The organism is Sodalis sp. RH20, assembly GCF_047324205.1.
Taxonomy (GTDB): Bacteria; Pseudomonadota; Gammaproteobacteria; order Enterobacterales; family Enterobacteriaceae; genus Acerihabitans.
On the sequence record NZ_CP178733.1, the window covers coordinates 55,065 to 68,129 of the forward strand.

12 protein-coding genes and 1 pseudogene are annotated in these 13,065 nt (G+C 62.3%); 2 read left to right on the forward strand and 11 right to left on the reverse strand.

Translation table 11 applies throughout. From position 1 onward, the window contains the following. Positions 1–17: 17 nt before the first annotated feature. Positions 18–965 (reverse strand): drug/metabolite exporter YedA, encoded by a 948-nt coding sequence (gene yedA / locus ACL2XM_RS00265; protein WP_410013793.1) that lies wholly within the window; start codon positions 963–965, stop codon positions 18–20. A gap of 150 nt (positions 966–1,115) precedes the next feature. Between yedA and ACL2XM_RS00270 the strand changes: the two genes are divergently transcribed. Both ACL2XM_RS00270 and ACL2XM_RS00275 read left to right on the forward strand, forming a co-directional pair. Then, complete coding sequence (locus ACL2XM_RS00270) at positions 1,116–1,577, forward strand: Lrp/AsnC family transcriptional regulator (protein WP_413732067.1); 462 nt, start codon at positions 1,116–1,118, stop codon at positions 1,575–1,577. A gap of 433 nt (positions 1,578–2,010) precedes the next feature. Further along, the gene (locus tag ACL2XM_RS00275; protein WP_410013795.1) at positions 2,011–2,526 is read left to right on the forward strand and encodes a DUF1097 domain-containing protein; all 516 of its coding nucleotides are present in this window, start codon (positions 2,011–2,013) and stop codon (positions 2,524–2,526) included. Here ACL2XM_RS00275 and cho read toward each other — a convergent pair. The 10 genes and pseudogenes from cho to urtA all read right to left on the reverse strand — a co-directional run bounded on the left by cho (position 2,523) and on the right by urtA (position 12,710). Further along, positions 2,523–3,386: an excinuclease Cho gene (gene cho, locus ACL2XM_RS00280; protein ID WP_410013796.1), complete on the reverse strand. Its 864-nt coding sequence runs from the start codon at positions 3,384–3,386 to the stop codon at positions 2,523–2,525. The genes ACL2XM_RS00275 and cho overlap by 4 nt on opposite strands. A gap of 105 nt (positions 3,387–3,491) precedes the next feature. Next, on the reverse strand, positions 3,492–4,277 hold the full coding sequence (locus ACL2XM_RS00285) for an energy-coupling factor ABC transporter ATP-binding protein (protein WP_413721293.1): 786 nt from the start codon (positions 4,275–4,277) through the stop codon (positions 3,492–3,494). A 29-nt stretch (positions 4,278–4,306) separates the two neighbouring features. Beyond that, positions 4,307–5,170, reverse strand: a complete 864-nt coding sequence (cbiQ, locus tag ACL2XM_RS00290) for a cobalt ECF transporter T component CbiQ (RefSeq protein ID WP_413721292.1) — start codon at positions 5,168–5,170, stop codon at positions 4,307–4,309. A gap of 3 nt (positions 5,171–5,173) precedes the next feature. Then, complete coding sequence (gene cbiM, locus ACL2XM_RS00295) at positions 5,174–6,253, reverse strand: cobalt transporter CbiM (RefSeq protein ID WP_413721291.1); 1,080 nt, start codon at positions 6,251–6,253, stop codon at positions 5,174–5,176. 319 nt (positions 6,254–6,572) lie between these two features. Then, positions 6,573–6,977, reverse strand: a pseudogene (nikR, locus tag ACL2XM_RS00300) (nickel-responsive transcriptional regulator NikR); the annotation flags it as partial. Positions 6,978–7,055: 78 nt separating this feature from the next. After that, the gene (urtE, locus tag ACL2XM_RS00305) at positions 7,056–7,754 is read right to left on the reverse strand and encodes an urea ABC transporter ATP-binding subunit UrtE (protein ID WP_410016740.1); all 699 of its coding nucleotides are present in this window, start codon (positions 7,752–7,754) and stop codon (positions 7,056–7,058) included. A gap of 85 nt (positions 7,755–7,839) precedes the next feature. Continuing rightward, positions 7,840–8,637: an urea ABC transporter ATP-binding protein UrtD gene (urtD, locus tag ACL2XM_RS00310; protein WP_410013800.1), complete on the reverse strand. Its 798-nt coding sequence runs from the start codon at positions 8,635–8,637 to the stop codon at positions 7,840–7,842. Further along, the gene (urtC, locus tag ACL2XM_RS00315; protein WP_410013801.1) at positions 8,634–9,710 is read right to left on the reverse strand and encodes an urea ABC transporter permease subunit UrtC; all 1,077 of its coding nucleotides are present in this window, start codon (positions 9,708–9,710) and stop codon (positions 8,634–8,636) included. The genes urtD and urtC overlap by 4 nt, the downstream gene beginning before the upstream one ends. After that, positions 9,710–11,296 (reverse strand): urea ABC transporter permease subunit UrtB, encoded by a 1,587-nt coding sequence (gene urtB / locus ACL2XM_RS00320; RefSeq protein WP_413732069.1) that lies wholly within the window; start codon positions 11,294–11,296, stop codon positions 9,710–9,712. Before urtB ends, urtC begins: the two co-directional genes overlap by 1 nt. Positions 11,297–11,441: 145 nt before the next feature. Continuing rightward, the gene (gene urtA / locus ACL2XM_RS00325; RefSeq protein WP_413721289.1) at positions 11,442–12,710 is read right to left on the reverse strand and encodes an urea ABC transporter substrate-binding protein; all 1,269 of its coding nucleotides are present in this window, start codon (positions 12,708–12,710) and stop codon (positions 11,442–11,444) included. Positions 12,711–13,065 lie beyond the last annotated feature (355 nt).

Consider the following 13,065-nt stretch of genomic DNA (forward strand, 5'->3'; position numbering starts at 1 on the left):
GATAAAACCGTCCGTCTTTATCCATCGGAGGAGCGGGCCGCCCCGGCGGGCGATTTAACGGCGCCGGCCGCGCCGGCCTTGCCGGAACCGCTGAAGGTTTTGCCGACCATGACGATCACCACCGCCAGGATAATGATGCCCAATGCCAGCCACTCGATGGGATTAAGGCGCTCGCCGGCAAACCCCATGCCGAGCAGCACCGCCACCACCGGATTGACATAGGCATAGCTGGTGGCCAGTGCCGGACGGGCGTGGGAGAGCAGGAACATATAGGCGTTGATGGCGATAATCGAGCCAAACACGATCAGATAGCCGATGGCCAGCAGCCCCGCGGTATCCGGCATCCGCGTCAGGCGCTCGCCGGTAAGCAGGCTGGCGACAAGCAGCACCGCACCCGCCACGATCATTTCCACCGCCCCGACCATCATGCCCTTGGGCAGATCAAGCCTTGAGCTCCAGATGGAGCCGAACGCCCAACTGACGGAGGCCACGATCACCAGCAGGGCGCCGAGCGGGTTGCCGGTCAGGTTACCGCCGGTATTGAGTAAAATAATGCCGGCCAGGCCGAGAACAATGCCGAACCACTCCAGGCGCGTGGCGCGCAGTCCCCAGATACTGCCGAAACAGGCGGCGAACAGCGGTACCGTGGCGACAATCACCGCGGTAATGCCGGACGGCACCTGCCTATGTTCGGCCACCGTCACCAGGCCATTGCCAATCGCCAGCAGCAGGATGCCGATCATGCCCGCGTTCAGCGCCTGGCGCGGCGAGGGCAGGGACTCGCCTTTCAGGCGCAGCACGGCGAACAGGATAATGCCGGCCGTTAAAAACCGTACGCCGGCCATCAACAGCGGCGGCCAGCTGTCCACCCCGACGCGGATAACAAAATAGGTCGAACCCCATATGATGTAGAGTGTAAACAGCGCCAGGACCAGCTTCAGTCCGTTTGAATCGCGTAATTGCATGTAGCTGCCTTTTAAGCCTAAACGTTCGGATGATTAGTAAACCTTTTTTTATGGCTGTTAATATATTCTTTTTGTCGTAATCCTCCAGTTAAACAACGAAAATAGCCGTATAACACCTTCGATTCAACAGCGGGCGCAACGGGGAAAGCTATGGATAAATATGATGAACTGATACTGCAGGCGCTGGTGGAAAACGGCAGGCTAACCTATGCCGAGCTGGCGCGCCGGGTTAATCTCTCGCCGCCGGCGGTGGCGGAGCGGGTGGCGAAGCTCGAGACCAAAAAAGTCATTACCGGCTACCACGCCCACGTCAACCTGGAAAAACTCGGCTTGCCGATCACCTTTATCGTCGAGCTGCGCCTTAACCATAACCACTGGCAAAATACGCTGAAAATGCTGACGCAGATCCCCGAAATCCTGCAATGCTACCGGGTAACCGGCGAAGCCTGTGTGATTGTCCGCGGCGCGGTCGGGGATATGGCGGCGATGGAAGCCTTTATCGAGCGGGTAAGCCAATTCGGCGCCACCAAAACGTCGATCATTCTCTCGGCGCCGGTGGAGCGTATCGCGCCGCCGGCGCTGATGGTTGCGGAGACGTTAAAAAAAGCGTGATAAGCTTCACAAAAAATTGACACGGCGGCTCATTTTGCTAAACTGCGAAAAGTGTGATGAACATCACATTAATGTCGGATCAATGTGAGGAATCAGCAATGAAAATTATACGTAAACTTAACAAATTTTTGAAAGAACAAGGCAATATCCACGCACAGGCGGCTAAATATAGCCTGTATTAAGCGTGGCGCATGCCCCGGGGGCCTCATCCGGTGTTGCCGATGCGCCGCCCGCCCTCTTTATCCCAGACGGCCCTTTTCAGGGCCGTCTGCCGTTGCAGGCAGACAAGCGCCCGCCTGAGATAGCCGCTTTCGCCTGCCGCCATACCGGCCCGGCGACGCAGGCAAAGATACTATAGATTTTACGACATCGACCGCCTCTCCCCCAGCGCCTATCTTGAAAGCAAGAGTCATCGCGCGTAAGGAGACCGGCCGTGAACACCCGCCGCACGCAACCTGTCCAACGTCAAACCCCCGGGCAGTTTATTCTTTACACCGTCATCGCCGCCTCGAGCGCGTCCCTGGCCGCCTGGGGCAGCGCGACGCTTGCGCTGGAGGTCTGGGTGATGTTCGCGGGCCTTATCACCTGGTTCACGCGCCCGACGTCCTGGCGCGCCGGGCTGTGCGCCATGATCTGCCTGTGGCTGGGAATTGGGCTGGGGGCCGTTACCCAGATAATACTGCCGGCGTTGTCGCCGGCTCTGGATCCGCTGGCGTTGCCGCTGGTGGTATTTTGGGTGGCCATCCTTATCGTAAGCCTGCGCGCGACCCGTATCGTCGATAACACGCTGGCCTGGTTCCTCGGCATGGTCACGTTCTATGCCTCCGGGCTGGAACCGGCGCCCGGCATGTTTAGGGATCTGTGCGGCGCATCCGCCATCGGCGGGTTCGCCGGTTGGGCTTGCCAGGCGCTGCACCGGCGTTGGAACACGGCCTGGTTTATCCCTTAGCCCAGTTCGATAATCTCATGGCGGCCGCTTAATATCGGCCCGCTGAGAATTTTATAGCCGTCGCGGTCGAACCCCTGCGCCACGGTGCTCAGGCCCGCCGCTTCGCCAAGGCTTGCCACCGAACCGAGATAGAACCAATTGTTGACCACGTGGATTTGCCGCCGATCGCCGCTGTGTTCCACCAGGCCGATGGCGCCGGCGTAAGGCCATGCCACGATGCGCATCTGCTGCAGCGCGTCCATCAGGCGCAGCTGGTGTTCCTCCGGGCTTTCTTTACCGCAGCAGGCGCCCGCGCAGCGCCCGAGATGGAACCGGAAGCAGGCGCGTCCGTGGCTGAGTTTTTCCAGGCCGAGCAGGCTGTAACATAATAATTCGCTGTCGCCGATATCCAGCAGGGTTTGCTGGGCGGCGCGGCGGCTGGAAAACAGGCCGTACAAATCCGGCGTGCGGGCAAAATCGATCTCCTTGGCCGAGACGATGACGGGCATGCCGCGCGCCAGGTGAATCGAGCACAGCTGGCGACTGCGCCGCAGCCGTTTATTGTGCAGCGGCTGGAGCGCCTTGATCATCTGGGCCTCAAGCAGCAGGGCGCCGATTTCCCCGGCGGTGAGGTGGTAGCTGATGCGCCGCGATTGCCGCAGCATGCGCGCTTCTTCGGCGGTGCGCAGATGCGACATGACCCGGCTGCGGATATTGACGCTTTTGCCGATATACAGCGGCATCACGTCGCTGTCGCTATGAAAGACATACACGCCGGGCGCGGCGGGCAGGCCGTCGATATACTGACGCAAATGTTCGGGATACTGATAGGCCTCGGCGGGGTCGAACTCCCTGCGGGTGGCGGACAGACGCTTATACACTGACTGAACTCTTATTACTGTTGTTTTATACAGCATAACAGGTTATTTTTTAACACGACAGCGCAAAATAACGTCTGATCGTTATTTTATGCGGCATTATGCGGGTTATAACCGGTGAAGGTGATCATCCTCCTGCCGGTGACGGAGCAAATGACATTCCCGCAGCAGTTGCCGGTCGGCTAAAATGTCCGCGGTCGGCCCCTGGGCCGCAAGACGCCCTTCGCGCAGCACAAAACACCGATCGGCGATGTCCGGGACAATGGCCAGATCGTGGGTGGCGGTGATAAGCGTACGCCCGCGGCTCTCGCGCAGGAATTGCACCATATTGCCCTGGCTTGCCGGGTCCAGGCCGCTGCAGGGTTCGTCGAGCAATAACACCTCGGGTTCGATAATCAATACCGACGCCAGGGCGACGCGTTTTTTTTCGCCGCCGGACAACCGATGGGGCGAACGGTGGCGCAGATGCGTGATGCCGAATTGCTCCAGCATGGCGTCGATACGCCCGGCGATGCGCGGTTTATCCCACCCCAGTTGCAACGGGCCGAAGGCCAGCTCGTCATAGACCGTCGGGTTAAACAATTGCACATCGGAATTCTGGAACACCAGTCCCACCCGGCGCCTGAAGGCGTAAGCCTCCTCGTCCCCGCGCAGGGCGGGTTCATCGAGCGCCCGGCCGAACGCGCGCACGCTGCCCGCGTTGGGGAAATAAAGCCCGTCCAGCAGGCGCAGCAGGGTGGACTTGCCCGAGCCGTTGGCGCCGAGCAGGGCGATACGCTGGCCCGCCCGGACCTGAAGCGTGATCTCCCGTAGCGCGGGCAGCGACTGGTAGGCATAGCTGACCTGCTGTAAATCATAGACCGGCGGCGTGGTTAACGATGGGGCCTGGTTCATGCGTATTGCTCCTGTTCCCGGGGCGTCATTCAGGGTAGCCGCAGCCACTGGCAGCTAAATCCGGCCAGCGCCAGCAGCATAAACACCGGCACCGCGCGCCAGTCCTGTTTTTGCAGACACAAATCGTCCATTAGCCTGATTTCACCGCGAAAGCCGCGCGACAGCATGGCCAGATGAACCTCCTGGCTGAGATACAACGAGCGCTCCAGCAGGCTGCCGGCCGCATTGACCGCCAGCCGGCGGCGCTCGCCGGCGGGCAGGGGGCCGACCATCCGGCTGGCGCGCGCTTCAAACAGGGCGACCGCGCCGCTGAGCAGCACAAAAATATAGCGATGGGTCATGCCGAGGATCATCACCGCCACTTTTGGCACCCGCAGCGATCGCAAGGCCTTGAGCAGGCGGGGCCAGGGGGTGGTCAATACCAGCAGCAGCGCCAGGGTGGCCGACGTTTCGGCCCTGCCGATCAGCAGCAGGGCCACGCGCAGCCCTTGCGCGGTGACGGTAAGCGACGTGAAGGGCAGGGCGAAGAGCGGCGCGCCGGGTACCATAAACAGCGCCGGCAGCGCCAGCACGCCGGTAAACAGCAAAACGCCGAGCCATACCTGGCGCAGCAGCCTGGCCAGCGATAGCGCCGAAAGCCGCGCCATGATCGTCGCCGCCAGCAGCAGGCCGGCCAGGGCCAGCAGCGAATGCACGGCGACGGCGGTGATAATCAGCGCGCCAAGGCCCATCAGCTTCACGCGCGGGTCCAGCCTTTGCAGCCAGCCCGGCCGGTCGGCCATTGTCTGGGCGTCATCGGCATGCGCCATGGCCGCCAGCAGGCCCGCCAGCAGGCGCGCGATAAAATGCCGGCTTCCCGGCGCGCGCCGGTGGCTGAAGGAGGGTTCGCGCACCGTTTAACGGTGACCCGAGGACGGCCGCCAGGCCGCGGCGCGCGTCAGGCGCGCCAGCAGATAAAACGCCAGCAGGATAAGCCCGCTGCCCATAATGGCCGACAGCACATACCCGACGCGGGCGTTTTGCATAAATGCCGGGGCATAGTCCGGCATCGGCGCTGACCAGAGCGCCTCCAGGCGCTGCATGCCGGCCGGCGCGCCCTGCGGCGGGGCGATATTGCCCGAGGCGCGGGTGATTTCGGCCCTGGCGCCGGCATCCTGGAAGTCGGCGGCGCCCCATTCCCCCCAGGCGGTGCCGGCGGCCAGCAGGCCGAGCGGGCTGATGATCATCACCACCGCCATGCCCAGCCACAGCGCGCGCACCGGCCGCCAGCCGGAAAGGCGCGCGGGCACGCACGCGCCGCCGGCGGTGGCGCGCAGCAGGTCGGGGTTGGCTTTTTGCAGATAAGCGACAATACCGCCGGTCACCACGGCCTCCGCCAGACCGGCAAAGGTCAGGTGACCCAGCAGCATGGCCGGCACCGCCACCGACAGCGGATAGGGCGCATACAGCGGCGCTCCGGCGGCGTCGGTAAACAGCAGGGGCTGGATGCCGAACTCCACCGCCGCCAGCAGCGCGGCGATATTAATGGCGCAGTAGCCGGCCACCGTGGCCGCCACCACCCGCCGCCGGGCGGTAATGGCCGACCCGGCGGCAATCAGGCGGTAAAGGCCGTAGGCCGCCAGCGGACCGACGATGGCCATATTCAGGCAATTGGCGCCGAGCGCGGTAATGCCGCCGTCGCCGAAAAATACCGCCTGGATAAACAACGCCATCGAGACGGCCAGTACCGCCGCCCACGGACCCAGCACGATGGCCGCCACCGCCATGCCCACCGCGTGCCCGGTGGTGCCGCCCGGCAGCGGCAGGTTAAACATCATGATGACAAAACAAAACGCCGATACCACCGCCAGCAATGGCACCAGGCGGGTATGCAGCAGGCGTTGCACGCGTTTTTGCGCCACCCACCAGAAAGGGGCGGCGATCAGGAAGGCAACGGCGCAGGTGGACGGGCTGAGATAACCATCGGGAATATGCATCGGATAACCCTGTGTTCAGGCCGCGCGCATAGCGAACAGGGCGGCCGGGGGGCAAAACTTTCGTGGAAATCAGTATGCCTCCGCCGTTCATACTTTTCCATAAAAAATCATACCGGGTTCATTGATCGAGCACAATTAACCGTCAACTTTCCCGCCGGCCGCTAAGCGCCCGCCACGGTTCCCTACCCTAAACCGGACGGCTGTCCTAAACGTGTTTATGGGGATGCCGGTGATCTTTATCACGATCATGGCCGCTTGCATGACGGTGATCGGCGGTTGTCACGGCATCGGCCGGGATCATTGCGGCGTTTTGCGTGGTGGCGGCGTCCAGCGGGATCAGGTTAATGCTGCCGTGGCGCACCCCGGTCTGGGCGATCACCGATTGGGCAAAATCGGTTAATATCCCCAGCGGCCCGCGCAGGATGGCGGTCTCCACGCACTCGTCGTGGCTGAGATGGGCATGCATGGTGGATACGGTCAGTTCGTGATGATCGTGCTGCAGTTCGGTCAGGCGGGTGGCCAGTTGCCGCTCATGGTGATCGTAAACGTAACTGAGCACCGCGATAAAGGCCGCCCCGGGGTTGGCGGTGGCCGCCTGCTGGCCCAGGTCGCGCCGCAGCATATCGCGGAACGCCTCCGAGCGGCTGCTGTAGCCGCGCAGCCGCATCAGTTCGTCCAGCTCGGCCGCCAGCCGGTCGTCGAGGGAAATGGTTAATCGCTGCATAGGGCATTCCGGGTATCGGGGAAAACCACAGTGTGGAACATTTTTACCGCCAGGCAAAGGATATCGGCAGGTTTAGCCTCAGATAGTCACCAGACCGCGCACCCCGTCGGTTTCCATATCCGCGCCCAGGCCACGCTGCACGATCTGCCCACGCGACATCACCAGGTAGCTGTCCGCCAGGGCGGCGGCGAAATCATAAAACTGCTCCACCAGCAGGATCGCCATATCGCCGCGCGCCGCAAGGGTTTTGATCACCACGCCGATCTCCTTGATCACCGACGGCTGGATGCCTTCGGTAGGTTCGTCGAGGATCAGCAACTGCGGCTGGCAGGCCAGCGCGCGCGCAATCGCCAACTGCTGCTGCTGGCCGCCGGACAAATCGCCGCCGCGCCGGTTTTTCATCTGCGCCAGCACCGGGAACAGCTCGTAGACCGAGGCCGGCGGCGCTTTGGCGCGCGCGCCGGAAAAACGCGACAGGCCGAGCAGGATATTTTCCTCCACCGTCATGCGCGGAAATATTTCCCGTCCCTGCGGCACATAGGCAATACCGGCCTGCACACGCTGGTGGGGGCGGCGCTGGTTGATAAGCTCTCCCTGCCAGCGAATGCGGCCGGTTTTGGCCGGCAGCAGGCCCATCAGGCATTTGAGCAGGGTCGTCTTGCCGACGCCGTTGCGCCCGAGCAGGCAGGTTACCTGACCGATTTGCGCCTCGAACGACAGGCCGCGCAGGATATGGCTGCCGCCGTAAAACTGATTTAACTCTTCCACCTGTAGCATTATGTTCCCCTGCGTATGAGTAACCCTGGCCTGATAACCGGCGCCGATGCGCGATATCCTCCCGCGCATCATCACGCTCATCAGCTCACCGCCCCAGGTAGACTTCAATCACCTGCTCGTTGGCCTGCACTTCGCGCAGCGACCCCTCGGCCAGCACCTGCCCCTGGTGCAGCACGGTGACATGATCGGCGATGGTTTCCACAAAACCCATATCATGCTCCACCACCATGAGCGAATGTTTACCGGCAAGCGAGCGGAACAGCTCGGCGGTATAGGCGGTTTCAGCATCGGTCATGCCGGCGGCCGGCTCGTCAAGCAGCAGCAGGTGCGGGTCTTGCACCAAGAGCATGCCGATTTCAAGAAACTGTTTTTGGCCGTGGGACAGCAGGCCCGCCGGGCGCCGGCGCAGCGGTGCGAGACGCAGCGTGGCGAGCATGGCGTCGATGCGATCGCGCTGTTCATCGCTCAGCTTATGGCGCAGGCAGGCCCAAACCGATTTATCGGTTTTCAGCGCCAGCTCCAGGTTTTCAAATACCGTCAGCGCCTCGAATACCGTCGGCTTCTGGAATTTACGGCCGATGCCGGCCTGGGCGATTTGCACCGGGCTAAGCCGCGCCAGGTCGATATGCTGATCGTAAATGGCGCTGCCGCTCTGCGGACGGGTTTTACCGGTAATCACATCCATCAGGGTGGTTTTTCCCGCGCCGTTGGGGCCGATAATGCAGCGCAATTCGCCCACGCCTATCTGCAGCGACAGGTCGGTAAGGGCGCGGAAACCGTCGAAGCTGACGTTGATATTGTCCAGCGTCAACACCGGATCGCGCCGCAGGCGATGGATATCGGCGGGATAGGCCTGCGTCAGCAGGTCGTCCGGCGCGTTCATTCGGGCCGCCTTTTGCGCAGCAGGCCGATAACGCCCTGCGGCAACAGCAGCGTCACCAGGATAAACATCAGCCCCAGGAACAATTGCCAGTACTCCGGCATGGCCATGGTAAACCAGCTCTTGGCGCCGTTGACGATGCCGGCGCCGAGCAGCGGCCCCACCAGCGTGCCGCGGCCGCCCAGCGCCACCCATATGGCCGCCTCGATGGAGTTGGTTGGCGACATTTCACCCGGGTTGATGATACCCACCTGCGGCACGTACAGGGCGCCCGCCAGGCCGCACAGCACCGCCGACAGCGTCCAGACGAACAGCTTGAACCCCTTCGGGTCGTAGCCGCAGAATATCAGCCGGTTTTCCGCATCGCGCACCGCCGTCAGCACCCGGCCGAATTTACTGCGCGCCAGGGCGAATCCCAGCAGCAGGCTCGCCGCCAGTAGCAGCACGGTGACCAGGAACAGGCCCACCCGGGTGGTGGTGGCGGTTACCTGGAATCCCAATAAGGTGGTAAAACCGGTAAAACCGTTATTGCCGCCGAAGCCGGTTTCGTTGCGAAAAAACAGCAGCATCGCGGCATAGGTCAGCGCCTGGGTCATAATGGAAAAATAGACCCCTTTGATTTTGGAGCGAAAGGAAAAGTAGCCGAACACCAACGCCAGCAGGCCGGGGGCCAGCATAATCAGGCATAGCGCCCAGGCAAAGTGCTGGGTGCCGGCCCAGAACCAGGGCAGCTCGCTCCACGATAAAAAGGACATAAACGCCGGCAGGCCGTCTCCCGCGGCCTGGCGCATCAGGTACATGCCCATGGCGTAACCGCCGAGGGCAAAAAACAGCCCATGCCCGAGGGACAGCAGCCCGGCATAACCCCAGACCAGATCCAGCGCGATGGCCACCACGGCGTAGCACAGGATTTTGCCCACCAGGGTCAGGGTATAGGTGGAGATATTCAGCGGATGCGCCGCGGGCAGCAGGGCCAGCAGCGGCAGGATAACCAGCGCGATAAAAACCAGCGCGCCCAGGATCATGGCGGTGCGGGGCGCCTTTTGCAGGCCGGTGAGGGTTAAGGGTTGGCTCATCAGTCAATGACCCTGCCTTTGACGGCGAACAGTCCCTGGGGACGTTTTTGGATAAACAGCACGATAAGCGCCAGGATCAGGATCTTGCCCAGCACGGCGCCGATTTCGGGTTCGAGGATTTTGTTGACGATGCCCAGCCCGAACGCCGCCGCCACGGTGCCCGCCAACTGGCCGACCCCGCCCAGCACCACCACCAGGAACGAATCGATAATATATCCCTGGCCCAGCTCGGGGCCGACGTTGCCAAGCTGGGACAACGCCACGCCGCCCAGGCCGGCAATGCCGGAACCCAGGCCGAAGGCCAGCATATCCACCCGGCCGGTGGGCACGCCGCAGCAGGCGGCCATGGCCCGGTTCTGGGTTACCGCGCGGATATGCATGCCCAGCCGGGTTGTGTTCAGCAGCAGCCAGCACAGCGCCAGCACGCACAGCACGAACAAGATGACCGCCAGGCGGTTGTAGGGCAGCACCAGGTTAGGCAGCAGCTGGATGCCGCCGGAGAGCCAGCCGGGGTTGGCGACGCTGACGTTTTGCGCGCCGAACAGCATGCGCACCCCCTGGATCAGCACCAGGCTGATGCCCCAGGTCGCCAGCAGCGTTTCCAGCGGGCGACCGTATAAATGACGGATTACGGTGCGTTCAAGCAGCATGCCGATAACGCCGGTAACGGCGAAGGCCGCCGGCAGGGCCGCCAGCGGGTAGAGCGGCAGCAGTCCCGGCGCGTAGTGCTCCATAAGCTGCTGCACCAGATAAGTGGCGTAGGCGCCCAGCATCAGCATCTCGCCGTGCGCCATGTTAATCACCCCCAGCAGGCCGTAGGTAATGGCCAGGCCCAGCGCCGCCAGCAGCAGTATCGAGCCCAGGGACAAGCCGGTAAACGCCTGTCCGAGCAGGTCGCCTATCATCAGCCGGCGCTGAACCTGCTTGAGGCTTTTCAGCGCCGCCGCGCGTACTTGGGCCTCGGGTTCGGCGCTCTCCTGCGTCAGCGCCTGCAGACGTACCTGGACATCGGGATCGCCCGATTCGCCGAGCAGCGTGACCGCCTGCAGCCGCACCTCGGGCCGGGGATCGGCCAGTTGCAGATTGGCCAGGGCAATCTGCAGCGCGTCATGCACCCGCGGGTCTTTTTCCAGCGGTAAACGGGCCTGCAGCAGCGGCAACTGGTCGGCCTGCGCTTCGCGCTGGAGCGCAGTGGCGGCCTGTAGCCGTATGCGGGCATCGTCGCTGACCAACTGGTGAACGGACAAGGCGGTGGCGATAAGGTTGCGCAGGCGGTTATTCAGCCAGACTTTCTTGACGCCGCCGGTGGGCGCGGCGTCGCCTTCCATCGGCGTCAGCGTGGTGCCCTGCTGGATAAAGGGTTTGCCGGCGGCGTCGATCACCATGGTCTCCTGGCGCAATGCCTGCAGCAGCGGCAGACGGGCGGCATCCGGCGCGCTTGACCACGCCTGGAGTAATTTCGCCTGATCGGCGCGGCTGGCCGCCGCAAAATCGGCGGCGGGGCCGGCCAGAGCCAAGGCCGGCAGACATAGGCATAAGGCCACGCCGAGGCCGAACCTTCGCAATAATAATGATAGATAGCGCATATTTTTCGTCCCGTGCTGCGTCAAAAACAGAGGGCGCCTCTGCCGCCTCAGGCGTTTGAAGTGGGTAGGGCGGGCGCGAAGAGTAGAGCGCGGCCCGGCCCCGGTTTCCGTGTTTACACCTGGCCCGCCCTATCCGTAAGCCCTTTTACTGGGTGCTTTTGACCGGATGATCGGGTTTTTTATCGTTGCCGGCGATAAAGGGACTCCAGGGCTGCGCGCGCACCGGCCCTTCGGTTTGCCATACCACGTTAAACTGGCCGTCGGACTCGATCTCGCCAATCATCACCGGTTTATGCAGATGGTGATTGGTCTGATCCATGGTCAGGGTAAAGCCGGACGGGGCGGCGAAGGTTTGCCCGGCCATCGCCGCGCGCACCTTATCCACATCGGTGGACTTGGCCTTCTCCACCGCCTGCGCCCACATATGGATGCCGACATAGGTGGCTTCCATCGGGTCGTTGGTGACCACGGTATCGGCGTTGGGCAGATGGTGGGACTTGGCGTAGGCTTTCCATTGCGCGACGAATTTCTTATTGGTGGGATTATCCACCGACTGGAAATAGTTCCAGGCCGCCAGGTTGCCGACCAGCGGTTTGGTGTCGATGCCGCGCAGTTCCTCCTCGCCCACCGAAAAGGCTATTACCGGCACATCGGTCGCCTTGATGCCCTGGTTGGCCAGCTCTTTATAAAAAGGAACGTTGGAATCGCCGTTGATGGTGGAAATCACCGCGGTTTTACCGCCGGCGGAGAATTTCTTGATATTGGCCACGATGGTCTGGTAATCGCTATATCCGAACGGGGTATAGACTTCCTCGATATCTTTATCCGCCACGCCCTTAGAATGCAGGAAGGCCCGCAGAATTTTATTGGTCGTACGCGGATAAACATAATCGGTGCCGAGCAGGAAGAAGCGCTTGGCGCCGCCGCCGTCATCGCTCATCAGGTATTCCACCGCCGGGATAGCCTGTTGGTTGGGGGCCGCGCCGGTATAAAACACGTTGGGCGACATTTCCTCGCCTTCATATTGCACCGGGTAAAACAGCAAGCCGTTCAGCTCCTCAAATACCGGCAACACCGATTTGCGCGAGACCGAGGTCCAGCAGCCGAACACCACCGCCACCTTGTCCTGGGTCAGCAACTGCCGGGCCTTTTCCGCGAACAAGGGCCAGTTCGACGCCGGATCAACCACGACCGGCTCCAGCTTTTTACCCAGCACTCCACCCTGGGCATTGATTTCGTCAATGGTCATCAGCGCCACGTCTTTTAACGGCGTTTCCGAGATAGCCATGGTGCCGGATAAGGAATGCATCACGCCGACTTTAATCGTGTCGGCAGCCAGCGCCCCCCAGCTGATCCCCATGCCGATAACCGTGGCGGAGAGGGCGAAGGCTTTCAGTAATTTACGTCGTTGCATGCAATTCACTCCTGAATTTATGAGGATTAACAATGGCCGGCGGGACAGAATGGTTCAAAGCAATCCCCGTGCCAGTTGCGGCGTCGCGGCCCGGCGGCGTTTGCCCGGCTTTTCCCGCGCCGGCGGCGGCGCCTTGCACCAAATACGGGCGCGCGTGCGGCATGGCGGGGCGCCTGGCGCCTTTTCAGGCGGATCACGCACGTTCAGGATTATTTCAGGGCGGCAGGGATCGCCAAAACCGTGCAGAGTCCTTTCTTAGCGACCTTGCGCGCGCATGCCGCGGAGCGAAGGCAAGACGTGCGCGGGGTTTGCGCGCTTCGCTCAATTTATAGCCATGTCACTGGCGCGTTTCATA

Coding starts and splice junctions, on each gene's coding strand:
- yedA (WP_410013793.1), bottom strand. CDS start 965: ATGCAATTACGCGATTCAAACGGACTGAAGCTGGTCCTGGCGCTGTTT.
- ACL2XM_RS00270 (WP_413732067.1), top strand. CDS start 1,116: ATGGATAAATATGATGAACTGATACTGCAGGCGCTGGTGGAAAACGGC.
- ACL2XM_RS00285 (WP_413721293.1), bottom strand. CDS start 4,277: ATGAACCAGGCCCCATCGTTAACCACGCCGCCGGTCTATGATTTACAG.
- cbiM (WP_413721291.1), bottom strand. CDS start 6,253: ATGCATATTCCCGATGGTTATCTCAGCCCGTCCACCTGCGCCGTTGCC.
- urtE (WP_410016740.1), bottom strand. CDS start 7,754: ATGCTACAGGTGGAAGAGTTAAATCAGTTTTACGGCGGCAGCCATATC.
- urtD (WP_410013800.1), bottom strand. CDS start 8,637: ATGAACGCGCCGGACGACCTGCTGACGCAGGCCTATCCCGCCGATATC.
- urtC (WP_410013801.1), bottom strand. CDS start 9,710: ATGAGCCAACCCTTAACCCTCACCGGCCTGCAAAAGGCGCCCCGCACC.
- urtB (WP_413732069.1), bottom strand. CDS start 11,296: ATGCGCTATCTATCATTATTATTGCGAAGGTTCGGCCTCGGCGTGGCC.
- urtA (WP_413721289.1), bottom strand. CDS start 12,710: ATGCAACGACGTAAATTACTGAAAGCCTTCGCCCTCTCCGCCACGGTT.